Source organism: Allohahella sp. A8, assembly GCF_047946665.1.
Lineage (GTDB): Bacteria > Pseudomonadota > Gammaproteobacteria > Pseudomonadales > Oleiphilaceae > Allohahella.
Genome location: NZ_CP172312.1, coordinates 1,047,441 through 1,070,072, shown reverse-complemented (window position 1 = coordinate 1,070,072; position 22,632 = coordinate 1,047,441). Strand labels below are relative to the sequence as shown.

General features: G+C 57.4%; 20 protein-coding genes and 1 tRNA gene. 7 read left to right on the top strand and 14 right to left on the bottom strand.

The window, feature by feature from the left end; genetic code table 11:
• Nucleotides 1-54 precede the first annotated feature (54 nt).
• The 6 genes from ACH3PB_RS05180 to ACH3PB_RS05155 form a co-directional block, all read right to left on the bottom strand.
• Entirely contained in the window at nt 55-1,287 is a 1,233-nt protein-coding gene (locus ACH3PB_RS05180; RefSeq protein WP_416398373.1) for a cysteine desulfurase family protein, read from the bottom strand.
• Entirely contained in the window at nt 1,284-2,144 is an 861-nt protein-coding gene (gene cysE, locus ACH3PB_RS05175) for a serine O-acetyltransferase (protein ID WP_416398372.1), read from the bottom strand. The genes ACH3PB_RS05180 and cysE overlap by 4 nt, the downstream gene beginning before the upstream one ends.
• Before the next feature lie 17 nt (nt 2,145-2,161).
• Entirely contained in the window at nt 2,162-2,938 is a 777-nt protein-coding gene (locus ACH3PB_RS05170) for an RNA methyltransferase (protein WP_416398371.1), read from the bottom strand.
• Nucleotides 2,939-3,002: 64 nt separating this feature from the next.
• Nucleotides 3,003-5,309 (bottom strand): xanthine dehydrogenase family protein molybdopterin-binding subunit, encoded by a 2,307-nt coding sequence (locus tag ACH3PB_RS05165; RefSeq protein ID WP_416398370.1) that lies wholly within the window; start codon nt 5,307-5,309, stop codon nt 3,003-3,005.
• A gap of 1 nt (nt 5,310) precedes the next feature.
• Nucleotides 5,311-6,333 carry an FAD binding domain-containing protein gene (locus tag ACH3PB_RS05160; protein ID WP_416398369.1) on the bottom strand — a complete coding sequence of 341 codons (1,023 nt, stop codon included), beginning with the start codon at nt 6,331-6,333 and terminating at the stop codon, nt 5,311-5,313.
• Nucleotides 6,330-6,821, bottom strand: coding sequence for a (2Fe-2S)-binding protein (locus ACH3PB_RS05155; protein WP_416398368.1), 492 nt, complete (start codon nt 6,819-6,821; stop codon nt 6,330-6,332). The genes ACH3PB_RS05160 and ACH3PB_RS05155 overlap by 4 nt, the downstream gene beginning before the upstream one ends.
• A gap of 280 nt (nt 6,822-7,101) precedes the next feature.
• Here ACH3PB_RS05155 and ACH3PB_RS05150 point away from each other — a divergent pair, with 280 nt between their 5' ends.
• Nucleotides 7,102-8,046: an inositol monophosphatase family protein gene (locus ACH3PB_RS05150; protein ID WP_416398367.1), complete on the top strand. Its 945-nt coding sequence runs from the start codon at nt 7,102-7,104 to the stop codon at nt 8,044-8,046.
• A gap of 99 nt (nt 8,047-8,145) precedes the next feature.
• Here the strand turns inward: ACH3PB_RS05150 and secF are convergent, their stop codons facing one another.
• The 5 genes from secF to queA all read right to left on the bottom strand — a co-directional run bounded on the left by secF (nt 8,146) and on the right by queA (nt 13,807).
• On the bottom strand, nt 8,146-9,108 hold the full coding sequence (gene secF / locus ACH3PB_RS05145; RefSeq protein WP_416399417.1) for a protein translocase subunit SecF: 963 nt from the start codon (nt 9,106-9,108) through the stop codon (nt 8,146-8,148).
• A gap of 26 nt (nt 9,109-9,134) precedes the next feature.
• Nucleotides 9,135-11,048 carry a protein translocase subunit SecD gene (gene secD, locus ACH3PB_RS05140; protein ID WP_416398366.1) on the bottom strand — a complete coding sequence of 638 codons (1,914 nt, stop codon included), beginning with the start codon at nt 11,046-11,048 and terminating at the stop codon, nt 9,135-9,137.
• Nucleotides 11,049-11,063: 15 nt separating this feature from the next.
• The gene (yajC, locus tag ACH3PB_RS05135; protein WP_344805399.1) at nt 11,064-11,330 is read right to left on the bottom strand and encodes a preprotein translocase subunit YajC; all 267 of its coding nucleotides are present in this window, start codon (nt 11,328-11,330) and stop codon (nt 11,064-11,066) included.
• A 222-nt stretch (nt 11,331-11,552) separates the two neighbouring features.
• Nucleotides 11,553-12,689, bottom strand: a complete 1,137-nt coding sequence (gene tgt, locus ACH3PB_RS05130) for a tRNA guanosine(34) transglycosylase Tgt (protein ID WP_416398365.1) — start codon at nt 12,687-12,689, stop codon at nt 11,553-11,555.
• A 35-nt stretch (nt 12,690-12,724) separates the two neighbouring features.
• Nucleotides 12,725-13,807, bottom strand: coding sequence for a tRNA preQ1(34) S-adenosylmethionine ribosyltransferase-isomerase QueA (gene queA / locus ACH3PB_RS05125; protein WP_416398364.1), 1,083 nt, complete (start codon nt 13,805-13,807; stop codon nt 12,725-12,727).
• Between the two features lie 201 nt (nt 13,808-14,008).
• Between queA and ACH3PB_RS05120 the strand changes: the two genes are divergently transcribed.
• Nucleotides 14,009-14,093: transfer RNA gene (locus ACH3PB_RS05120), tRNA-Leu, on the top strand.
• 167 nt (nt 14,094-14,260) lie between these two features.
• Here ACH3PB_RS05120 and ACH3PB_RS05115 read toward each other — a convergent pair.
• Nucleotides 14,261-14,542: a DUF427 domain-containing protein gene (locus ACH3PB_RS05115; protein ID WP_416398363.1), complete on the bottom strand. Its 282-nt coding sequence runs from the start codon at nt 14,540-14,542 to the stop codon at nt 14,261-14,263.
• Nucleotides 14,543-14,838: 296 nt separating this feature from the next.
• Between ACH3PB_RS05115 and ACH3PB_RS05110 the strand changes: the two genes are divergently transcribed.
• Nucleotides 14,839-17,136 carry an Ig-like domain-containing protein gene (locus ACH3PB_RS05110; RefSeq protein ID WP_416398362.1) on the top strand — a complete coding sequence of 766 codons (2,298 nt, stop codon included), beginning with the start codon at nt 14,839-14,841 and terminating at the stop codon, nt 17,134-17,136.
• A 109-nt stretch (nt 17,137-17,245) separates the two neighbouring features.
• Entirely contained in the window at nt 17,246-17,473 is a 228-nt protein-coding gene (locus tag ACH3PB_RS05105; RefSeq protein ID WP_416398361.1) for a hypothetical protein, read from the top strand.
• 8 nt (nt 17,474-17,481) lie between these two features.
• On the opposite strand, the gene ACH3PB_RS05100 is transcribed toward ACH3PB_RS05105, so the two are convergent.
• The gene (locus ACH3PB_RS05100) at nt 17,482-18,741 is read right to left on the bottom strand and encodes a response regulator (protein WP_416398360.1); all 1,260 of its coding nucleotides are present in this window, start codon (nt 18,739-18,741) and stop codon (nt 17,482-17,484) included.
• A 100-nt stretch (nt 18,742-18,841) separates the two neighbouring features.
• Nucleotides 18,842-19,507 (bottom strand): hypothetical protein, encoded by a 666-nt coding sequence (locus tag ACH3PB_RS05095; protein WP_416398359.1) that lies wholly within the window; start codon nt 19,505-19,507, stop codon nt 18,842-18,844.
• A 301-nt stretch (nt 19,508-19,808) separates the two neighbouring features.
• Here ACH3PB_RS05095 and ACH3PB_RS05090 point away from each other — a divergent pair, with 301 nt between their 5' ends.
• From ACH3PB_RS05090 to ACH3PB_RS05080, 3 genes are read left to right on the top strand one after another with little or no spacing between them, the layout of a single operon-like run.
• Nucleotides 19,809-20,897 carry an MlaE family ABC transporter permease gene (locus tag ACH3PB_RS05090; RefSeq protein ID WP_416398358.1) on the top strand — a complete coding sequence of 363 codons (1,089 nt, stop codon included), beginning with the start codon at nt 19,809-19,811 and terminating at the stop codon, nt 20,895-20,897.
• Nucleotides 20,894-21,676 (top strand): ABC transporter ATP-binding protein, encoded by a 783-nt coding sequence (locus tag ACH3PB_RS05085; RefSeq protein ID WP_416398357.1) that lies wholly within the window; start codon nt 20,894-20,896, stop codon nt 21,674-21,676. The genes ACH3PB_RS05090 and ACH3PB_RS05085 overlap by 4 nt, the downstream gene beginning before the upstream one ends.
• Nucleotides 21,666-22,622 carry an MlaD family protein gene (locus ACH3PB_RS05080; RefSeq protein WP_416398356.1) on the top strand — a complete coding sequence of 319 codons (957 nt, stop codon included), beginning with the start codon at nt 21,666-21,668 and terminating at the stop codon, nt 22,620-22,622. The genes ACH3PB_RS05085 and ACH3PB_RS05080 overlap by 11 nt, the downstream gene beginning before the upstream one ends.
• Nucleotides 22,623-22,632 lie beyond the last annotated feature (10 nt).

Here is a 22,632-nt window from a genome sequence, read left to right as displayed (position 1 = left end):
CTGGCCACGCGGCTTGAATAATCGGTGCAAAGTATACGCGGCTTGTAGCTCAAATCATACTGCGGATGCAGATGGTCTCATGCGCGAAACGACCTCGGCGATACGTTGTCCGGCTCGCTCGATATCCGCATCAGTGGTCATTCGACCGATGGATATCCGTATCGAGGCAGCTGCTTCGGCCTCGTTCAGGCCGATGGCGCGCAGCACGTAGGAAGCCGCCAGGCTGGCTGAGTTACAGGCTGACCCACTCGCCAAAGCGATGTCTGGCATGGCCAGCATCAGCGCCTCGGCATCGAGCGTGCCGAAACGAACATTGAGAATGCCCGGCCAGACCGTCCCAACGGAACCGCCCACGCTGGCCTCGCCGCCATTCACCGTAAAGCCATGCAGGCCGCTCAGCATGTTCAACAACTGGCTCCGTTGACGCTCCAGCTTCGCACGGTCCGCCACCATCACTTCTGCTGCCAGTCTGGCTGCTTCGCCAAAGCCGACGATCTGATGTGTGGCGAGCGTTCCCGAACGAAGACCGCCTTCGTGGCCACCTCCGAAAATCATCGGGTCTAGCCGCGACTTGACGCTCCGCCGTACGTAGAGCGCACCACTGCCTTTGGGGCCATAGATCTTGTGGGCACTACAGGACAACAGATCGACCGCAAGCGCCTTCATCGAGAGCGGGAGCTTGCCCAGGCTCTGCGCAGCGTCAACATGGAACAAGGCCGAATGCGGGCCGACAACCTCGGCAATGGCGGCGATGTCGTTGATACTGCCAACTTCGTTGTTCACGTGCATGATGCTGACAAGCACCGTGTCGTCACGCAGCGCTGCCCTGACCTGCTCAGCGCTGATGCGGCCATTTATGTCTGGTTTCAGCCAGCTCACCTCGACCTGGATGGGCGTTTCGGCAAACTCGCGTTCGAGCGCCTTGCAGACGTCGATAACGGCCTTGTGCTCAATTACGGAGCTCACCACGTGAACGCTTCCGGTCGCCGCCGGATCAGCGTGTCTGCGACTGCGGATGGCATGACGCACGACGCCCTGAATTGCCAGATTGTCCGCTTCGGTGGCGCCGGAAGTCCAAACCAGCTCTATAGGGCTGCAGTCGATCAGCTGGGCCAGTTCGATGCGCGCAGCTTCCACCAACTGCTCCGCCTGCCAGCCTGGCCGGTGCGAACGCGAGGCCGGATTGGCAAATGTACCCTCAAGCGTGAGGCAGCTCATCATGCGTTCGACGACAGCCGGATCGGCAGGCGTGGTCGCGGCGTAGTCAAGATAAATGAGAGGGCTCAAGGCTCAACCCTGTTCGTCTGCTTGCGAGCTAGCGCCGTCTCGCCCTTACTATCCGCGGCGTCCTCGTCACAGCAGGGCCTCTTGCTCCCGTCAGGCTCGTCATCGATACAGGCCAGATCGGACTCCTGCAGTTTCGCCAGCTCCCCATTGTTGAACTGGGCGTCGAGCTTTCTGAGCGAGCGACACATGCCATTAACACGCTCATCCATCTTACCTATGTGATCGAGCACCACCTTGAAGGACTTGACGATGGGGTCCGGAAGCTCGCCGCCAGCCCCACCCGTGCCATAGGCATCGAAACCCATTTTTGCAGCCATGGCTGCACTTCTGTCTTCAACCGTCTCGGTCCGCCTGACGACGCGTCCGGGCACCCCAACAACAGTGGAGTCCGGTGGTACAGCCTTGGTAACGACCGAGTTGGAGCCAACCTTCGAGTTGGCGCCCACAGTAAACGGACCAAGAATCTTCGCGCCAGCCCCAACCACAACTCCGTTCTCGAGTGTTGGATGGCGCTTGCCTGAATCCCAGCTGGTGCCGCCCAGCGTTACGCCCTGGTAGAGCGTCACATCGTCGCCAACTTCAGCAGTTTCACCAATGACCACGCCCATACCATGGTCTATGAAGAAGCGTCGGCCTATTTTCGCGCCAGGATGTATTTCAATGCCGGTGAGCCAGCGGGCGATCTGCGAAAGAAACCGGGCAAGCCATTTGAAACCACGCAGCCACAGCCAATGGTTCACGCGATGCATTAGCAGCGCATGCAGGCCCGGGTAGCAGGTCAGCACTTCGAAGGCGTTACGGGCAGCAGGATCCCGGTGAAAAACCGAGCGGACGTCTTCTCTGAGTTGCGTAATCATGTACTGATTCCAGTTTTCTAGGGCAGCTTTCGCTGCAATGCTTTGATCAGGCCCCGCAGGAGATTCGTCTCATCCCGCTGCACCGGCGCCCGCCTGAAGAGTCGCCTGATGTGGGTGCCGAACTGCCTGGGCTCGGCAGGATCGAGAAAACCCGTAGACACGGCGAGATCGGTGAGCGCGCTGACCACGGCCTCCACATCGGCGGCCGATGCCAGCGGCACCGCCTCGGCGACGGCGTCGGATTCTTCCGGCTGCCAACGCAACATCATTTGATAGAGTTCATAGGCCATGATTTGGGCGGCCATCGCAATATTCAAGACCGGATAATCGGGATTTGCCGGAATCATGATATGACGGTTGCACAATTGCAGCTCGTCGTTAGTCAGGCCGCTATCTTCGCGACCGAATACGATGGCGATCCGGCGAGGCGTCAGTCCGGCTTCCGATTCGATTTCATCTATGAACTCGCGCGGGCTTTGCACCGGCCATGGCGTGCTCCGGGAGCGGGCACTGGTCGCTGCCACCCAGTCGCAGTCGCCAACTGCCTCTGCAAGCGAATCTGCAATGACAGCCTGCTCGAGTAGCGCCGCACCGCCAGCGGCGCGTGCCACAGCCACGTCCGATAGCACGGCCTCGCGCCCACCGTCTGGCCGCACGAGCACCAGGCTGGTGAGCGCCATGTTCTTCATGAGCCGGACGACAGCCCCGATATTACCAGGATGACTGGTCCGGACGAGAACGAAACGCAACTCGGGCGGTGATACTGAAGCGGGCAGTTCGGAGCTTTCGGTCACAATAGTACTGGCTTGGTAGTTAACGAGGACTCAGTGTATCAGACTCGACTCCTCTACAGTCCCTCTAGCCGGCCTCGGCCTCCCATTTTTCGAGTATTTTATCCAGGGTGATCGGGAAATGGCGCACCCGCACCCCTGTCGCGTCGAACACCGCGTTGGCGATAGCTGCCCCTGCCCCGCAGATGCCGAGCTCACCTATACCCTTCGAGCCCAGGGGGTTGGATCTAAAATCGGCCTGAATACGGAAATGGCAGTCTATGTCAGGCACGTCTCGGTTGACCGGAATATGGTACTCGGCCAGGTCTCTGTTCATGAAGGCGCCATAGCGTTCGTCCAGCATGAGCTCTTCTCTCAGGGCATAGGACAGTCCCCAGACCACCCCACCCTTGACCTGCGAGGCTGCTGTCTTTTGATTGAAGATGGTACCGGCCGACACCACAGTCGTTATTCTGTCCACCGTAATCTCTGCGGTATCACGATCAACGCTGATTTCGACAAAGTGTGCACCCCATGACGATTGCGCATAGTTGTCATGGTCCTCTCCGGGCTCGATTTGTCCCTGAGCACAAAGGGTGTCCAGGTCCGCTGACTCCAGCAGTGACTGCACGCTGAAACTTTCGTTATCGACAAGGATGCGTCCGCCGCTGAGTTGTGCGGAGTCGATCGCATTCTTCGACAGGTGCGCGCACTGCGGGGCTTCATTGAGGTGCTTGATGAGCTCACGCCTGAGGTTCTGGCAGGCCGCCTGCACCGCCGAGCCCGTGCTACCGGCACCAAAGGAGCCGCCCGACCCACTCGAAGTCGGGAAAGTGCTGCGGCCGAGCTTGACCGTCACGTCATCAACTCGAAGCCCCAGCTCAGCTGCCGCTATCTGAGCAAGAATTGTGTAGCTGCCGGTGCCGATATCGGTCATGTCAGTCCGGACCACTACAGCGCCGGTTCGATCCAGCTCCACCTCGGCCGCTGATTTGACGAGCATATTGACCCTGACGGCAGAAGCCATACCGAAGCCTTTGAGCTTGCGGGCTCCAGCTTCGGCCTTACTTCGCCTGGCCCAACCAAAACGCTCGGCACCTTCTCGCAGACAGCCAGCGAGATCGTGACTGGAGAACGGCTGTCCATTCACCGGATGTTTGTCAGGCATATTATTCAGACGAAAATCGAGCGGATCGATGCCACAGACCCTCGCGGCTTCATCGATTGCCGCTTCGAAGGCCAGGGTGCCAATCGCATCGCCAGGCGCGCGCGTCGAATCGAGCACCGGCATATTGACCGGCAAAACCCTGTGCCGGCTCCGGATGCCGGCCGCGCTATAGGAGGCGCGAGCGCAGGCACCGGTAGCCTCGGCGAAAGGATAGCCATGAGCAGCCGGCATGATACTGTCGTGACCAATGGCGACAAGCTTGCCTGAAGCATCCATACCAAGTCGGATATGCTGCATCGAACTGCCACGATGTGGCGCGTTGCTGAAGACATTGCGCCGAGTCTGCACCACTCTAACCGGCCGCTTCAGCACCATAGTCGCCAGACAGGCCAGCACGGCATCGTTGTGGATGCCAAGCTTTGAACCGAAGCCGCCGCCGACAAAGGGACTGTTGACTTCCACCTTGGCGGGATCGAGCTTCAGCGTGTTCGCGAGCCCCTCCACAGCACTAGCGATTACCTGCAGCGAGCAGTAAACAGTAAGCTTATCACCATCGTAGCTTGCAATGGTGGCATGCGGCTCCATCGCGGCGGAGACCTGGTTGGGGGTCTGATAACACACATCCACCTTGTGCACTGCCTCGGACCATTGCGATTCGAAATCGCCGCTCGCGGCATCAGGCTCCAGCCCGCCATCGAGGCTTTCTGGCGTCTGCAGTTCGGGATGCTGCCAGAGCTCTTCGAAACTGCGATCAGAGGCGCCAACGGCTACCCGAACTTCTGCGCTATCGATTTCGACCCGCACGCGCTTTGCCGCGTGCCTGGCCTGCTCGAGCGTCTCCGCAACGACGAGCGCCACCGGGTACCCGTGGTAGCGGATGCCTCTGCCCTGCATGACGGCATGGCTCTGGCCAAAGCGGCCTGCGTCTGCAGGGTCGCCGTACAGCATCTGCTCTGGCACATTTTCGTGAGTGAGCACACGTACGACACCCTCGCAGCGCTCTGCTTCACTGCAGTCGATATTGGTGATCAAGCCCGCGGGTACGCTGGCTTCCACGATCCAGCCCTCCAGAGGTCTCTGTCCGAGGCTGTGCTCTGCGGCATAACTGGCCCGGCCCTGGACCTTCGCAGGGCCGTCCACGCGATCGATACCCTGTCCGATGCCAGGTGCGATATCTTCCTGCTGTACAGTGGTCCCAGACATTGTGGGATGATTAGGCGTGGTCATATCAGCGTCCCTTGCTATGATCGGTGAGGTCGTATTCAGCACGTTTGCATGCCGACTCGGCATCTCGCAATACTGCCAACATGGTTCGCCGGGCCAGCGGAATCTTGAAATCGTTACCGCCGTGGCCTTGGGCCGTCTCGAGCTCAGCGTTCACGGCCGATTTGAATAGCGCTTCGCTGGCGACTTCGCCCGTCAGCGCTGCTTCGGCCTTCCTGGCTCGCCAGGGTTTATGCGCTACGCCCCCAAGTGCAAGACGGACCCCGACAATACGATCGCCTTGCATCTTCAGCACACAGGCCACTGAGACCAGTGCAAAGGCGTAGGAACTGCGATCACGTACCTTACGATAGATCTGTGTGCCGCCCAGGGAGGCCGGCAGCTCGACATGCGTGATCCACTCCCCTGCCTGCAGCTGAGTCTCGATATCAGGCCGATCTCCCGGCAGGCGGTAGAAGTCATCGAGCGGTATCTGCCGTCGCTGGCCCGATGCGTCCAGTGTCTTTACCGTGGCATCGAGCGCCATCATGGCTACGGCCATGTCGGATGGATGTGTAGCGATACAGTGTTCGGAGGCACCAAAAATGGCATGGATGCGGGTAAATCCTTCCAGGGCTGAACAGCCTTCGCCAGGGTTACGCTTGTTGCAGGCACGGGCGGTATCGTAGAAATAGTAGCAGCGTGTACGTTGCAGCAAGTTGCCGGCCGTCGTCGCTCTGTTTCGCAGTTGTACGGTGGCCCCTGACAGTAGCGCCTGCGACAGCAGCGGCCAGCCAGCCCTCACCCGGGCATCCGATGCAAGAGCAGTATTGGTTACCAGGGCGCCAATTTCGAGGCCATCGCCAGCGGGCTCTATCGCATTGTATTCGAGTCTGGAAATATCGATGAGCCGCTCCGGCTGTTCGATCTCATGCTTCATGAGGTCGACAAGATTGGTGCCGCCAGCCAGATAGCGATCGGCAGCGCCCGGCTCGAGCTCCGCCAGCGCACGCTCGTGGTGAGCACTCTCAAACGTGAATGGGTTCATTTGCCTACCACCTCCTGGATAGCGGAAACAATATTCGGGTAAGCACCGCAGCGACAGAGATTGCCACTCATACGTTCGGTAATCTCCTCGCGTGACCACTCTACCGCCTCACCACTCGTCACGACGCTCGGCTCCTGCCTCGCCACCTCATCAAGCATGGCCACTGCAGAACACAGCTGCCCCGGCGTGCAATAGCCACACTGAAAACCATCATGACGAACGAAGGCCTGCTGCAGTGGATGGAGCTCACCGTTCGTGGCCAGGCCTTCTACCGTCGTCACCTGACGATCTGCACATTGACACGCCAGCACGAGACAGGCATTCACCCGCCGACCATCCAATAGGACAGTACAGGCGCCACACTGGCCGTGATCGCAGCCTTTCTTGGTGCCCGTCAGACCCAGCTCCAGGCGAAGCATGTCCAGCAGCGTAACTCGAGGATCTTCTGGCAGCGGATAGGATTCTCCATTGACTGTGAGCGTGGGCATGAGCATCTCCGTGGGCGATCAAGGTTGGCGGGCACGTCTTGTGCCTGATGAGAGAGCAATACGACGGAACTGGCGACACCGACCTCCTTTTCCCTAAGGTGGGCGTTCAAACAAGGCGGTGCACACTGGCCAGCGGATGCAAGACGAACTCTTGCTGTCGCTCGACCGCCGCTCTTGCTATCATGAGCCCCCGGCCAGCGGCCTATACCGCACGGCCACCGCTCTTTTACATGCCCAGCTCAGTACCCTGAGCGCGCCCGGAATCAATTCGAGAAAACCTATGCAGCCAGCCGTCAATATTATTGTCAGAACCTTGAGAAATACACGCGAGCATCTTATCGATCTCGTAAACAGGGAGTCGTTGACATTCAGCGACCAACAGGCGGTGAGCGAGCTGATCAGGCGAGTAAACGAAAGCTTCCATCAGGATGTAAGTCGCGCGATTGAGCGGGCTTATCCGCGTCATACTGTCATCGCGGCAGGGGGCACTGCGCCGGCTTCAGCGGGTTCGCCTGCTGACAAGGGTGGGAAAGCGGGCAAAGCTGCCAAGTCCAGGGATGATGGTAAAGCCGGGGATCGTAAATCCGGAGATGCTGAACAGCTGGCGGCGCTGACCTGGGAGCTTATGCCAGTTCACAACCCGATCTCGATGGTGAGAGGCTGGAATGACTGGGGCCTGAGTCTGGTTGCCAAACGTGGCGATGACATTGAACACGCCATCTATTTTGAACCGATAACCGGTGCAGAATATACCGCCAGCCGTGGCAAAAGCGCCGCAAAAGACGACCGACGTATTCGCATTTCACCCCAGGTCGATCTCAGCCTGAGTCTTCTGACTGGCAATCTCCCCGACATCAATGCTGAAGCAGACGACGCTGATGGCAGTGAAGCAGAGAAACCGAACTATGCCAAAGGGATGCAATCCCTCGCCAAGCTGACCTTCGGTTTTCGGCCAGGCTTCAATGCGCCGCTAGCCCTACTGCAGGCGGCTTCAAATCAGGTGGATGCAGCGGTGTTGTCACGCGTCGATATGAGCGAGTGCGCAGCGGCGGCCTTCATTGCACAGGAAGCCGGCGCACTGTTGACGCGCTTTGATGGCACCCCGGTCAACAGTCGGACAAACCCGCGCGGCACCGCCGGCTCACCGGCAAAAGCCACGCTGATCTGTGCGAACGCCAAGCTGACCAAATCCCTGCTCGGCCAGCTCAACAACAGCCAGCGCTAACCGCTATTCCCAAAACGACTGCGCCCCTCAACGTTAACGCTGAGGGGCGCAGGCATAGCGGTCAGCGCAAGCGCTGACCCTGACGAGCCGAAGCCAGACCTAGGGTCTGTAGTCTGGCGAGTCCTGATCCAGACCTTCCTTGAGAGGAATCATCATATCTTCCTTGCTCACCTTAGTGGCCAGCAGCAGGCTACTCGCCACATAGATCGATGAGTAGGTACCGATGACGATACCGATAATCAGTGCCGTCGCAAAGCCTTCCAGAGCCTCTCCACCAAAGATATAGAGCGCCAGCAGGACCAGCAGGGTCGTCAGACCAGTCACTATGGTTCTCGATAGCGTCTGGGTCAGTGAGATATCGATGATTTGCTGCGATGACTCAATTCGGAAGGCTCTGAAGTTCTCCCTGATCCTGTCATACACAACGATGGTGTCGTTCAGAGAGTAACCAATGACGGCCAATACCGCGGCCAGCACATTGAGGTCGAAATCCCACTGGAACAGCGCAAAGGCGCCAATGGTGATGATGACGTCATGGACCAGCGCGACAACGGCGCCAACCGAAAACTTGAAGACGAAGCGGAAGGAGATGTAGACCATGATGGTCGCCAGCGCGAGCAACAGCCCGAGGCCGCCCTGCTCTTTCAACTCCTCGCCCACCTGTGCGCCTACGAACTCCGAGCGTTTGAGCTCGATATCGCCCATGGCTTCGACACTGGACAGATCAGCGACAATCTTGTTGCCGAGATTCTGATCGAAATCCTGCTGCAGTCGAACCAGGATACTGGTATCGGTACCAAACTGCTGCACGACAAATCCGGTATAGCCCTTCTCCTCCAGCGCCTCACGAACATCAGCCACACGTGGCGCCTGCTCATATTCCAGCTCGACCAGGCTGCCGCCAGTGAAGTCCAGCCCCAGATTGAGGCCTCGAACCGCTATAGCTCCGATACTGATGATGATCAGCAGCGCCGAGAACGCCATAGCCAACTTCGAGATACCCATAAAGGGAATCACGCGCTCCTCGTAGACGGCGGTACTATCCGCTGCGGTATTGTTCATATCCGAAGAAAGATCTCTGTTAGCCATTACGAACGTCCTCCTGCCGCAGCACCCGAAGTCACTTCCGGCGGTGTGATCGACTTGCGGCTACCAATCTGGATGGTATCCAGACGCTTGCCACCATAGACGAGGTTCGCCATGGCTCTGGTGAGCATGATTGCTGTGAACATTGACGTGGCGATACCAATGGACAGCGTTATTGCGAAGCCCTTGATGGGCCCTGTGCCGACTGCGAACAGAATGACGGCTGCAATGAGCGTGGTGATGTTGCCGTCGAAAATGGAGACGAAAGCGCGATCGTAGCCAGCATGAATGGCCGCCTGCACGGGCATGCCCTTCCTTAACTCTTCCCGAATCCGCTCATAGATCAGCACGTTGGCGTCGACTGCCATACCTACTGTCAATACGATACCGGCGATACCTGGCAGCGTGAGCGTGGCCGAGAACATCGACATGATGGCAATCAGAATGAACACGTTTGCCAGTAGTGCGAGGTTGGCGAAGAGTCCGAACACGCGGTAGACCAGGACCATGAAGATCAGTACCAGCACGAAGCCCAGCAGCATCGATTTCAGACCAGCTTCGATATTCTGAGCACCAAGGCTCGGGCCGATCGTACGCTCTTCGACGAAGTACATGGGTGCAGCCAGGGCGCCAGAGCGCAGCAGCAGCGCCAACTCACTGGCTTCCGCCGGCGAATCAAGCCCGGTGATACGGAACTCATTGCCAAGCGGCGACTGAATGGTCGCAAGACTGATGAGACCCTTCTCCGTGTATCTTTCCCGCTCCTGAACCATCTCGCCGTTCCGCTCAACGTAAGACGTGCGTTCCTTATCCTCGACAAAGAGCACCGCCATACGACGCTGAACAGCGTTTCTGGTCACGCGCAGCATCTTGCTGCCGCCAGGACCATCGAGCTTGATATTGACCTGTGGCTGACCGGTTTCATCAAAGCTCTGGTTGGCGTTGGTCACGCTACTACCGGTGATGATGACATCACGTTCCACGATGGCGCTGCGATTTTCCGACCGGAAGTCGAACTTCTGTGTATTGATGGCCGCTTCGTCAGGCTTGGCCTCGAGTCTGAACTCAAGCGTCGCAGTGGCACCGATTACCCGTTTTGCAAGCGCCGTGTCCTGAACGCCTGGCAACTGCACCACAATGCGTCCGCGACCCTGACGTTGAACCAAGGGCTCTGCGACACCAAGCTCGTTGACCCGATTGCGCAGGGTACTGAGGTTCTGGTTGATCGCGTACTCTTCGATCGTTCTGATCTCGCTTTCCAGCACGCTCATTTTCAGATCGAAGCTCTCGCCATTATCCACAGCTTCTGCCAGGAACGTTGGGAACTCCCTGCGAGCGAAATTCAGTGCCGTATCTCTGGTTTCCTCATCGCGGAAACGGACCATGATGGTGGTCGGATTGGCAATATCAAGATCGCGGTAACGTAGCTTCTCTTCACGCAGACGGGTCTTGAGCTCACTCTGATACACTTCAATATTGGTCTGAAGCGCCTTGTCGAGGTCGACTTCCATGAGAAAGTGCACCCCGCCCCGCAGATCGAGACCGAGCTTCATTGGCTCGGCGCCGAGACTTTCGAGCCAATCCGGCGTCGAAGGCAGCAGATTGAGCGCTACAACAAACTCATCCCCCAGCTCACGCTCTACGGTGGAGCGAGCTCTGAGCTGACTTTCGTTCGAATCGAATCGCAGACGAATGGTGTTGTCTGCAACCTCAGGCGCGAAGAAGTCGATACCGGCCTGCTCGAGGGCTTCAGTAGTGCGCTTCAGATCGGCTTCGGTGAGCTCTTTCGAACTACTCTCGCCACTAACCTGTATTGCGAATTCATCGGGATACAGGTTAGGCAGCGCATAAATCACGCCGAAGAGGACAACCAGTATTATTAGAATATTCTTCCAAAGCGGAAAGCGATTGAGCATCTAGCCCGACTCCTGTCAGATGTCTTTCAGAGTGCCCTTGGGCAACACTGCGGAAACGGCCACTTTCTGAACCTTGATTTCAACGCCATCAGAGACCTCGATGGCAATGAAATCGTCCTTGATACGAACGATGCGCCCCATGATGCCGCCGTTGACGATGACCTCGTCGCCTTTACCGAGACCACCCACCAGCTCCCGGTGCTCCTTTGCACGCTTGCTCTGTGGACGCCATACCAGGAAGTAGAATATGAGAACAAAGCCACCGAGAAAGAGAATCTGCATCAGTGCGCCGGGGCCCTGCGGAGGCCCAGCCGGGGCAGCTGCGACACCACTGGACGCGGCCAGCAGCGAAACCGTGGCGAGGCAGGACGTGATTCGTCTAGTACTGAGTGCTGCCACAAGGCGTGTGGGGCTGATGGGGCTGATAGATAGACCGGTGTAAGCTGTAGACGAACTCATGAACGACTCCTGAAAAGCTGGCGAAGAAAAGATGATAAACCGCTGTCAGTCCGGCAATCCGGCGGCCAGACGTGCGTAAAAGCTGGAAACGAAGGCCGACAATGTACCTGCTTCGATTGCGCCGCGCAAACCATCCATTAGGCGTTGATAATGCCGCAGGTTATGAATGGTATTGAGTTGGCTGCCCAGAATCTCGCCGCAACGGTCAAGATGGTGCAGATAGGCTCTGCTGAAATGTCGGCAGGTATGGCAGTCACAATTGGGATCGAGCGGTCTATCGTCGCTGCGATAGCGGCTGTTGCGGATCTTGACGACCCCTGCATCGGTGAACAGGTGCCCATTGCGGGCATTGCGCGTCGGCATCACGCAATCGAACATGTCGACGCCCCTGCAGACCGCTTCCACGATGTCTTCCGGCTTGCCGACACCCATGAGATAACGCGGCTTGTCTGCCGGCAACTGCGACGGCAGGTAGTCGAGCACGCCGATCATTTCGTCCTTGGGCTCGCCAACCGAAAGGCCACCGATGGCATAGCCGTCGAAGCCAATGGCCTCTAGGCCCTTCAGCGATTGTGCTCGAAGGTCAGCGTACATTCCGCCCTGCACGATGCCGAACAGTGCGCTGGCGTTATCACCATGGGCAGCCCGTGATCGCGCAGCCCAGCGTAGGCTCAGCTGCATCGACCGCTCCGCTTCATCGTGAGTTGCAGGATACGGCGTGCACTCATCAAAAATCATCACAATGTCTGCGCCGAGGTCATGCTGGATGCCAATCGAGGTTTCCGGATCGAGAAACACCTGACTGCCGTCCAGCGGTGACCGGAATGCAACGCCCGCTTCCGTGATTTTCCTGAGCTTACCCAGACTGAAGACCTGAAAACCGCCCGAATCAGTCAATATCGGCTTTGGCCATTGCATGAACTCGTGCAGGGAGCCAAAACGTTTCACCACTTCCGTGCCGGGTCTGAGCCAGAGGTGAAAGGTATTACCCAATATAATGTCGGCGCCGGTCTCGAGAATGTCCCGGGGCAGCATGCCCTTGACCGTCCCGTAGGTACCCACGGGCATGAAGGCAGGGGTCTGGATGTCGCCTCTCGGAAATGACAGGACCCCGCGGCGTGCGGTATGTCCGCGAGGACTTTCACAGCTCGCAGAGACTTCGAACTTCATTGCACACGCCATGGCCTGCGGACTCCTGATTGAATTGATCGTGGTTTTCAGTAAAGCAGCATGGCATCGCCATAGCTGAAGAAGCGGTAGCGCTCGCGAATGGCTTCCGCATAAGCGGACATGATCGCGTCGCGACCGGCCAGCGCAGACACGAGCATCAACAATGTTGAGCGCGGCAAATGGAAGTTGGTCAGCAGTGCGTCGATCACCCTGAACTCATAGCCGGGATGGATAAAGATATCCGTTTCACCGTGACCGGGCCTGAGCTCGCCGCTCCGCGCAGCGCTCTCGAGTGCACGAACCACGGTTGTTCCGACCGCCATGACCTTGTTGCCACGGGCCTTTGCGGCCTGCACCGCGGTCACCACTGCCTCTGGCACCTCATAGAGTTCAGTATGCATGGCGTGACTGGCAATCTGCTCGACACGGACTGGTTGAAAGGTACCGGCGCCGACGTGCAAGGTGGTGTAGGCGGTTTCGATACCCCTGCCTTTCAGCATCGCCAGCATGGCCTCATCAAAGTGAAGCCCTGCAGTAGGCGCAGCGATGGCGCCCGGCTTGCTGGCATAGACGGTTTGATAGCGCTGAAGATCTTCGGGTGATTCCACCGAGCGTTCTATATATGGCGGCAGGGGTACTATACCGTAGTGAGCCAGCACACTGTCGATGTCGACATGGCGAGTCGTAGAATCGACAAGCAGCTCAATTTTGAACAGATCTCCCTGCCGTCCGCTAACTTCGAAGACCGCTGCACCGGCCTCTGCTGGTTCAACACCGGCGCCGGCCTTACACAGCACAATCCGGGCGCCGGCCTTCGGCGCCTTGCTCGCTCGCACATGCGCCAGACAGTGCCTTTCGTCGAGTACGCGCTCCAGCAGAATCTCAACCGCGCCACCAGTCATCTTGCGGCCAAACAGGCGGGCCGGAATGACTTTGGTGTCGTTGAACACCAGCAGGTCACCTGATTCGAGATAGTCCGGGAGGCTTGCGAAATGATCGTGTCGTATCGTGCTGGCGCCTCCGCTCATCTGCATAGTTAACAGCCTGCTGGCAGAGCGGCGCTCGAGCGGATGTTGGGCGATGAGCGCCTCTGGCAACTCGAAATCGTAATCACTGGTACTGGATGTCATGAAAACCGTCAGTCAGGGAAATTGCAGGTGCTTGAGCTATATTGGCGCGCATTGTAGGCGCCGGAGCATAGGCGGGCAAGCGGACTGGTCTTCGCTTAGCCTCCGCCCTGCTCGGTTAATTCAGGACTTAACATTGACCGCGGGCGAAAACGACGTATAATTTTGCACCTCGATCACGACGAGCTCCGCTTGTCGTGAGAGGCCGGGATGGCGGAACTGGTAGACGCGCACGACTCAAACTCGTGTTCCTAACGGAGTGAGAGTTCGATTCTCTCTCTCGGCACCAATCAATACAATAAAAAGCCCCTGAAAACAGGGGCTTTTTTGTTACTGCTCTCTGCAAAGTTCATCGCTGCCAGTTTTTCCAGAGTTTCAGCCAGATACTCGATTTGCTTCAACTGCCACGACTCCGCATTTCAGCATTGCACCCTCACAGCCTGGCCATCCGCGCAATCAGGCCGTGACCTCAACCCCGGAACCGAAGGCCACTCGGTCCTTGATCTCCTGGGCTTTGTCTTTGGGGTTCGGGTAGTACCAGGCTGCATCCCTGTTCTCCTGATCCTCGACAACCACATTCAGATAGCGGGCTTCCCCCCTACCTTGGCTCGTGCTGGTGGTCTCGGACTTCATGAAGTAGCAGCCATTCAATGAATCCCAGGGGAAATAGCGCTCGCCGTCCACCTCTACTACGTCGTCACTTTCAGCGATGACTTGACCTTTCCAGATAGCTTTCATGATGTTTCCTCTATTTGCGACCCCGAGGGGTCCGAAGATTCACGCCAGTTTGAGCCGGCTCTAGCCTGTCTACGTACTTTTCCGCAATCGGGTTCCTAGCCGACTGAAATCGCGGTACTAGTTGACCTCTTGAGCCTGCGTAAAGCGTTGGAACCCGGTCGAGAAATCAATATCGCAGTGTTCACAAAACGCTACAAGCGGTATCATTACGCAACATTCGTCCGCGCCAAATTTGCGGACAAACCAGATTTTCCATGTAAATCATTGGATTGAAGCAAGTTATGCTCGGATTTTCGATGTCAGTAAACACTAAGGGTGCTAGCAGCCCCTTCGCCCGCTGGACCAGCATGCTGGCAGCGTCCTTGTTATTGATTGCCTGTGGCGGCGAGAGCGGTGGTGGCGGCGGCGACAGCGGCCCTCCAGCGGTTGCCGGTGTCGTGGTCAAAGGACCTGTTTCACAGGCAACGGTCACCGTTTATCCGGTAACCGCCGAGGGTATAGGCTTTCCGATTGGCGACCCTGTACGCACCGACTCCGAGGGTCGCTACTCGGTACGCAATGTCACTAACTATGCCGGACCGATTTTCGTCGAAGCCGTAGGTGGTGCCTATGTGGACGAGGCAACGAATGCAGACGCAGAACTTGGGGTAGAAACACCCTTGCAGGCCTACTCAGTCATCGAGAACTCCGTCGGGCGCACAGCTGTGAACCTGACACCCATTACCAGCTTTGCGGCGAGCAGGATTACCAGAGATAATGTGGGCAGCGACCGTATTGCCATCAGTAATCTGAACGCACAGACAGGCGCCGCATTCGGACTCGCTGAGATCGTCAAGGTGGTACCGACCAACGTACTAAAAACCAAGATCGCGCCTGGCGCCCTCAGTCAGGAAGACCGCTATGGTGTTCTGCTGGCAGGCATCAGTCAGGTGGCCTTGTCGAGAGATCTCGGACCCACCCTGCAGGATGTCTTTTCCACGTTCTCTACAGACCTTGCAGATGGGCTGCTCGACAGTACCGATGGCGTGCTCGACTCGGCGCTGGGTCAACTGGGCTCAAGCAATCCCGTCCTGCTCGAAACCATACCGAATTCTTCGCTGGCAGCTGCTGCCAGTGGCACCGGTTCTGGACCACAAGTCGTCGAAGTCGGACGAATCGATCTGACGCGCGACTCATCTCAACTCGCTGTCGGCGAGCAGAGGACGCTATTTGCCACTGTTTATCCACGCACAATAGCTGACACCACGGTTAACTGGACGTCAGCGTTCCCGCAGATCGTGAGCGTCGATCAGAACGGTGTGGTAACGGCTGTCGCGCCTGGCGCATCGACGGTCACGGCGACCAGTGCCAGCAACGAAGCAATTACCGGCTCCGTCAGCGTGACAGTTCGTAATGACGATGGCGTCGTGCCCCCACCGCTTACTTCACTAGCGCTGACTGTCCCTGACACTATCGAGAAAGGCAGTCAAGTAGTTGCGGTGGCGTCACCAATTCCTGAAACTGCCCCTATCGGCAATCTGCAGTGGTCGGTAGTCGCTGGCGAGCAGTTCGTTACGGTTCGCCCAGATGGCACCATCGTCGGTAATGAGCCAGGTGACGCTATCATTGCAGCGACTACGACTTCGGTAACAGGCGCAGTGATCAGACAGACTGATGGCATCAAGGTGCTGGCGCCAAGACTGACCGGTATCGGCTTTATGCAGGATGGGCCGGTCAATCTGATCAGATCCAATTCCGTCACGCTTGGTCTCCAGCTTTTTCCTGATTCAGCTGTTGCCGGCGCGCCGACCTGGTCCACAGACAACGCTGCCGTAGCAACGGTGGAGCCAAGCGGCCGCGTAACTGGCATTCAGGTTGGACAAGCCACGATCACAGCCACAGTGGGTGAATTTTCGATCAGCAAGATCGTCAATGTTATCCCACCATCAGTGAGCGCGCTGGCAATCAATGGTGCTGATCAATTGACGGTGGGCGCATCAGCGCAGTATACAGCGGTTGCAAGCCCTGCAGGCGCCAACGTCGGCACGCTCTCATGGTCAACTGACAGGCCAGATCTGGTTACCGTGGATGCCAACGGCGTGCTTGTCGCCATTGCGCCAGGTCAGGCGAATATTCGCGTTCAATCGAGTACAAACGCCAGCGTAAGCGGCGTGAAAGCTGTGACCATTATCCAACCAGCACCGCCACCGCCACCACCGCCGCCAGCGCTGACAGGGCTGAGTATTCTCGGCCCCTCACCGGCAGTGATTGACGTCGGTGGCGTTGTGGATTACGACGTTGCGCCAGTACCTGCTGGCGCAGAACTTGGACCAATCACGTGGACGAGCTCGAATGATGCCATCGCCACGGTCGACGCCAACGGCGTCGTACGAGGATTGCTCATAGGGGACGTGCTGATCAGCGTTTTCCGAGAGGGCGTCCCGGCCTCCTCGGTTACCGTAGTGGTTCAGCCACCGATTTCCGCCCCCGACTCCGGCCTAGACGATGACGATGACGATGACGATGAAGATGAAGATGACAACGAAGATGATTCCGAGGCCCGTAACAACGGCTTGTTCGGTGACATTATTAACGCCTTCTTTGGTCGTAACTAAGTAGTCGTTTTCAGTAGTGCTGCCAATATTTCCGCTTATTCGGGCAGCACACTGACCCGGAGTCCCCTGACCTCTCGTAGTCTTTTACAGCTTATGAGAGGAGGTCAGAGTGGATAAGACACCGGTCGATTCGGTCGAAACGGAGATCAAGAAAGAGCCCAAGAAAAGCCTGGTGGTTATCGCAATTGTCTCAATCTGCGAAATCATCATTGGGCTAGTTGTCATTCTCAACGCAGACAGGGTAACCGAAAAATACCTCAACTCTGCGGGTTGGGTCATTATGCTGCTGGGCGTTGCTGGGCTCGTTTTGTACGCCTTATACCGCAAGCCCAAATAGGCACGCGGTCATCCCGCGGTCATGTAGTTACCACCTTCGGTGCGAGCGTTCTGTAGTCGGCGCTCAGCCTGTTCAAGGTGCTTGTCCAGCGACAGCCCGGTCGCGTCGCTGACGCCGCCGGTCAGCGCCACATTCAGCTTATGGCCATCAATCTCGATGTCATGGTTATTCACCCTGGCTATGATGCCGTCGAACAGGGTGACACAGCGCGCGGCATCGATACCCGGAAGGGCTGCCGCGAAGGTGGGCCCCATTTGGCGGCAGGCGTAGAAACGCGAGAGCGCTTCACCGACAATCTCACCCACAGTTCGCAGAACCCGATCTGCCGCGTCACGGCCGTAGTCGGCATTGATCTTGTCGAAATCGTCAATTTCGAAGACCGCAATCGAGATCGGCTTCACATGTTCCGCAGCTTCATTGGTTTCCAGTAATTCCGTTGCCAGCTCACGGAAGTGATTGGCATTCCACAAACCAGTCGCCGAGTCCCGGCGAAGGCTATCGCGCAGCTGCTCGACTAGTTCGAGTGTCTCGACGCAGTTCATCATGCGACAGTAGAACTCCTCCTGGTTGAACGGCTTTCGTAGGAAGTCATTGGCGCCGTTTTTGATGAACTTGGCCGAGAGGCTGCTCTGGCCCTCGCCAGAAAGTCCCAATATCACCAGATCGGTCTTTTCGTATTTGTCGCGCAGGAGCTGAGTGAGCTGGAAACCGTCTATCTGCGGCATATTGTAATCAGCGATAAGAATCCGCGTATCTGTATGCGCCATCAATTGGCGAATAGCCTCTGCGCCGTTCTCCGCTTCCACGACCTCGTAGCGATGTCGTTTCAGTAAGTCTCGCAGATAGTGGCGTGCCGTTTTCGAATCGTCGGCTATCATCACCTTGATGCCTTCGTTGGCCTTGAGACGCTTTACCAGACGGAGGGCATAGTTGTAGGAATAGCGGCCCTCCTTGATGACGTAGTCGACGATACCGGTCGCTAGCAGGCGTTCACGACGCTCTTCGCTGAAACTGCCTGTGAGCACAATGGTCGGGATCTTTCGGGACAGGCAGAGTTCCACGACTTCACCGTCCGGTGCATCCGGCAGGTTGAGATCGACAAGAGCCGCGAAGAACTCATTCTGCTCGGAATCAAGAATAGAGATGGCTTCGGCCCTACTCGAAGCGTATCTGGCGTCAATACCACCAGTCTTCAGGCAGAGATGCCGGATAATTTTCGTCGTCATTACGCTGTCTTCGACAACGAGCAGCTTGATCGTATGGGTCATGACAGGCGGCAGCTCCTGGCCCTGTAAGCAATGGATGGTCTTACAGTATAGCCGGCGGCTCTGAAGCTGCCTGTTTAGTGACCAACACCAATACCTAGATTTAGGGACGCAGCTTGAGCTGAACTTCGCCATCGCGAACCCTGACGGTTTCGATGCCTGCGGCCAGCTGCTTCCAGAAGCTCGAACCACTCTGTGCCGAAGCCGATACAAGATCGACATTTTTCAGATTGCCAAGCCAGGCGTCAGGCAGTGGTACACCCCCTACACTGACGCCCTTGAGAGCGATGCGGATCTGCGAGTCGGCCAGTTGAACGATTTCCAGGCCTGCGTTCAGGCGCACCGTCTTGCCTGCCATGATGGGAAAGTCTGCTGGCAGTGGCACCAGCAGCGTCGCACTCGCAGTGTCGTCGGAAAGATCGATAGCCAGTTGCTGTGCCATATCGGTTTCCCGTGCGAGCAGTGCATTCAATTCACGCTCGCTGAAACTCAGCAGACGTCTGGCATCGTCTTCGCTATATGGCTCCGGCTTTGCCTGAACGACCTGGCTGATCTTGTGCTCAAGTACCTGAACTTCCGAATTGCTCAACTCGACTGGGTCGATTTCGCTGGAGAATACGTACTGATACCCAAGCCAGCCCGCGATGAGCAGCGCGAAGAGAACGCCGAGAAAAACCGCGAAGAACATCTGCAGTGCGCCGGTCCGCGGCTTCTGTTCGTCGGGCTGCTGTTTTTGCGTGTATAGCTCTCCAGGTGCCGGCTCTGCCATGCTTTTCCTCTGATTGTGAGTAAGATGTTGAGTAGGCGGTAGCAAAACCGCGTCGCCGCGCCATTTAGCCCGCGACACGGACGCTTCAGTCTGTCTACAATTCCCCTACAATAAAGTAAGGTGCGGCTGATTAACCAGAGTTTCCGGCGCAGCATTACACACAGGTGGTCTCATTAGCGTCCTTTCCAAAAATAACACTGGAGCAAAGCCCTCCCATTGGCTTGGCGATTCAGCCGACTTCAGCGAGTTCCTGACGCTGGAGACGGCACGCGGTGAAAGCCAGTTCGGCACAGAAACGCTCGTGATCTCACTGCAGGGCAGCTGGACCACCTTGCAAATCGCCCGGCTCGAGAAGGCCATCAATCGTTTCTGGCATCAGATATCCTCACAGCGCATTCCCGCTCACTGTTACATCCACACAAGCGACGTCGATGCGCTGGACATTTCCGGCACGCTCATCCTTTATCAGTCGATCGAGTTCCTCAAGGCCCGTGGTTGCAAGGTCGATGTGGAGACTATCGAAGGCGATCGGCTCAACTTTGTTTCGGAACTCATGCAGGAAGTGCAGGAAACCGAAGTCAGGCCGGATCGCCCGCCACGCCTGCTGGACCAGGCCACGGGCTTTCTCGCCGGTATCGGGCACAGTGTTGTTGACGCCCTGACTTTTCTGGGCCGATCGACGCTGGCTATGGCGGCGGTCATCCCCTCACCGAAGCGGCTGCGTTTCGCGTCTCTGGTGCATCATATCGAGCACACCGGCCTGAGAGCCATGCCGGTGGTCGCACTCATGGCTTTTCTGATCAGCATTGTGCTGGCCTACCAGGGCACGGCGCAGCTGAGCCGCTTTGGCGCTGAGATTTTTACCATCGACCTGGTCGCCATTTCCATCCTTCGGGAAATGGGAGTGCTGCTAACGGCGATCATGGTTGCTGGCCGGAGTGGCAGTGCTTTTGCCGCCGAGATTGGCGTTATGAAGCTGAATCAGGAAATAGCCGCCATGCAGACTCTTGGCATCAATCCGATGAGTGCGCTCGCCGTCCCAAGGATTACCGCGCTACTGATTACCATGCCGATGCTCACCCTGCTTGCCATTCTGGTCGGCTTTACGGGGGCTGCGGTGGTCTGCATACTGAGCCTGGACATCCCCTTTGGACTGTTCATTGAACGTCTGCAGGCGGCGTCCACCCTCACGCACTTCATGGTCGGCATGGCGAAGGCGCCCGTATTTGCCTTTCTCATCGCGGTTATTGGTGTGCGTCAGGGGCTGCTGGTCGAGCACTCGGCGGCAGAGGTCGGCAGCAACACCACACAAGCGGTAGTTCAGGCCATCTTTGCGGTTATTGCAGCGGATGCCGTATTTTCGATCATGACGACCGAGTTGGGTATATGAGTCAACGCACTATCATCAAGGTCAGCAAGCTGGTCAACCGCTTCGGGCATCAAACGGTACACGAACAGCTCGACTTCGAGATCTACGCCGGCGAGATCGTGGGCATCGTGGGTGGCTCGGGTACCGGCAAGACCGTTCTGCTTAACAGTATTTTGGGGCTGCAGAAGCCAAGCAGCGGTACAATAGAGTTCTACGACGTCAAATCCCGCAGCCTTGGTGATGCGGAGCGTTGTCCGACCAGCTGGGGTGTATTGTTCCAGAGCGGCGCACTATTCAGCAATCTGACAGTACTTGAAAATATCGTCACGCCGCTCATCGAGCATACCAGCATGAGTCGGCGCACGGTGAGGGAACTCGCGCTACTGCGCATGCGCATGGTGGGCCTGCCACTGACCGCACAGTTCAAGTACCCCTCGCAACTGTCTGGTGGCATGGTCAAACGAGCCGCCCTTGCGCGCGCGCTGGTCACCGACCCGCGGGTTATCTTCCTGGACGAACCGACCTCTGGACTCGATCCCATTGCAGCTGAAGAATTTGATGAACTCATCCTCTATCTCAAGCAACATCTGGACCTTACCGTGGTCATGATCTCTCACGATCTCGATTCACTGTTCAATACCTGCGACAGGATCGCCGTGCTCGTGGACAAGAAAATCAGGGCTGCAACGCCGGCTGAAATCGTCGAGAACGACCATCCCTGGATTCAGCGGTACTTCGGGGGCCGTCGTGGTCGCCTTCACAGTCAGGGATCGGAGGCTCATACAGTTCATGGAGCGTGAAGCACGATATATTCTCATCGGTTTGCTGCTGGTCGTTTCGATAGCGCTTTCCGTGGTGTTCGTCATCTGGTCGGCGAACGCGGACAGCGACGACGGCGCTGTGCGTTACAAGATTTTCTTTTCCGAAAGCATCAGTGGACTGAGCAAAGGCAGCAGCGTTCGCTTCCTCGGTGTACCGGTAGGCTCGGTGACTTCATTTTCGATTGGCCAGCTAGGCGACATTGATCCGGCAGCGGCCAACGTAGAAGGCGCAAATGATACTGGCGTCATCGTGGAAATCGCGGTGCAGGAGCGCGTACGGGTTACCTCAGGCACAGTGGCCCGCCTGCAGACGAATGGTCTTACCGGCCGTGCCACCATAGAGCTGCAGTCGCGGCGCGTAGGCAGCGACGCTGATGGCCGTTTCGAAGGCGTCATCCCTGGCAAGGCCTCGTCTCTAGGCCAGCTCACCGACCAACTGCCAGACATTGCGGAAAACATTGGCGAGACCTTCGAGCGCATGGAGCGACTGCTCTCGGATCAGGTCATCGAAGACACTCAGGCGACCCTGTCCCAGCTTCGCGAGACTTCTGGACAGTTCGACAGAGTGTCGAAGCTGCTGGAAAGCCTGATACAGGAAGTTCGCGTCACCAACGGTCAGGTACAGGAGATGATTCCCCGGTATATCGCACTTGCTGACGATATGAATAACAAGACCCTGCCGGCAGTCCGTGAATCGGCTGTGCGTATGCAGGCCACGGCTGGGCTCATTTCGAAACAGATGACGGACAATTCAAGTGCTTTTCGAGGCTTCATCGGCGATAGCCGTCAATCCATGGAAATTATCAGAGATCAAATGATCCAGACCTCGGAAAAAGTCAGGGAGTTCACTGACGAGCTAAGGGAAAACCCTTCACGGCTCGTCTACAAGCAACGCGAATATGGTGTTTCTTTCGATGAGGAATGAACTTATCCAA

What these genes read in the sequence shown, in the direction of transcription:
- cysE (WP_416398372.1), bottom strand. Translation starts at nt 2,144, where the DNA reads ATGATTACGCAACTCAGAGAAGACGTCCGCTCGGTTTTTCACCGGGAT.
- ACH3PB_RS05165 (WP_416398370.1), bottom strand. Translation starts at nt 5,309, where the DNA reads ATGACCACGCCTAATCATCCCACAATGTCTGGGACCACTGTACAGCAG.
- ACH3PB_RS05160 (WP_416398369.1), bottom strand. Translation starts at nt 6,333, where the DNA reads ATGAACCCATTCACGTTTGAGAGTGCTCACCACGAGCGTGCGCTGGCG.
- ACH3PB_RS05155 (WP_416398368.1), bottom strand. Translation starts at nt 6,821, where the DNA reads ATGCCCACGCTCACAGTCAATGGAGAATCCTATCCGCTGCCAGAAGAT.
- ACH3PB_RS05150 (WP_416398367.1), top strand. Translation starts at nt 7,102, where the DNA reads ATGCAGCCAGCCGTCAATATTATTGTCAGAACCTTGAGAAATACACGC.
- secF (WP_416399417.1), bottom strand. Translation starts at nt 9,108, where the DNA reads ATGAACAATACCGCAGCGGATAGTACCGCCGTCTACGAGGAGCGCGTG.
- secD (WP_416398366.1), bottom strand. Translation starts at nt 11,048, where the DNA reads ATGCTCAATCGCTTTCCGCTTTGGAAGAATATTCTAATAATACTGGTT.
- yajC (WP_344805399.1), bottom strand. Translation starts at nt 11,330, where the DNA reads ATGCAGATTCTCTTTCTCGGTGGCTTTGTTCTCATATTCTACTTCCTG.
- tgt (WP_416398365.1), bottom strand. Translation starts at nt 12,689, where the DNA reads ATGGCGTGTGCAATGAAGTTCGAAGTCTCTGCGAGCTGTGAAAGTCCT.
- queA (WP_416398364.1), bottom strand. Translation starts at nt 13,807, where the DNA reads ATGACATCCAGTACCAGTGATTACGATTTCGAGTTGCCAGAGGCGCTC.
- ACH3PB_RS05115 (WP_416398363.1), bottom strand. Translation starts at nt 14,542, where the DNA reads ATGAAAGCTATCTGGAAAGGTCAAGTCATCGCTGAAAGTGACGACGTA.
- ACH3PB_RS05110 (WP_416398362.1), top strand. Translation starts at nt 14,839, where the DNA reads ATGTCAGTAAACACTAAGGGTGCTAGCAGCCCCTTCGCCCGCTGGACC.
- ACH3PB_RS05100 (WP_416398360.1), bottom strand. Translation starts at nt 18,741, where the DNA reads ATGACCCATACGATCAAGCTGCTCGTTGTCGAAGACAGCGTAATGACG.
- ACH3PB_RS05095 (WP_416398359.1), bottom strand. Translation starts at nt 19,507, where the DNA reads ATGGCAGAGCCGGCACCTGGAGAGCTATACACGCAAAAACAGCAGCCC.
- ACH3PB_RS05085 (WP_416398357.1), top strand. Translation starts at nt 20,894, where the DNA reads ATGAGTCAACGCACTATCATCAAGGTCAGCAAGCTGGTCAACCGCTTC.
- ACH3PB_RS05080 (WP_416398356.1), top strand. Translation starts at nt 21,666, where the DNA reads ATGGAGCGTGAAGCACGATATATTCTCATCGGTTTGCTGCTGGTCGTT.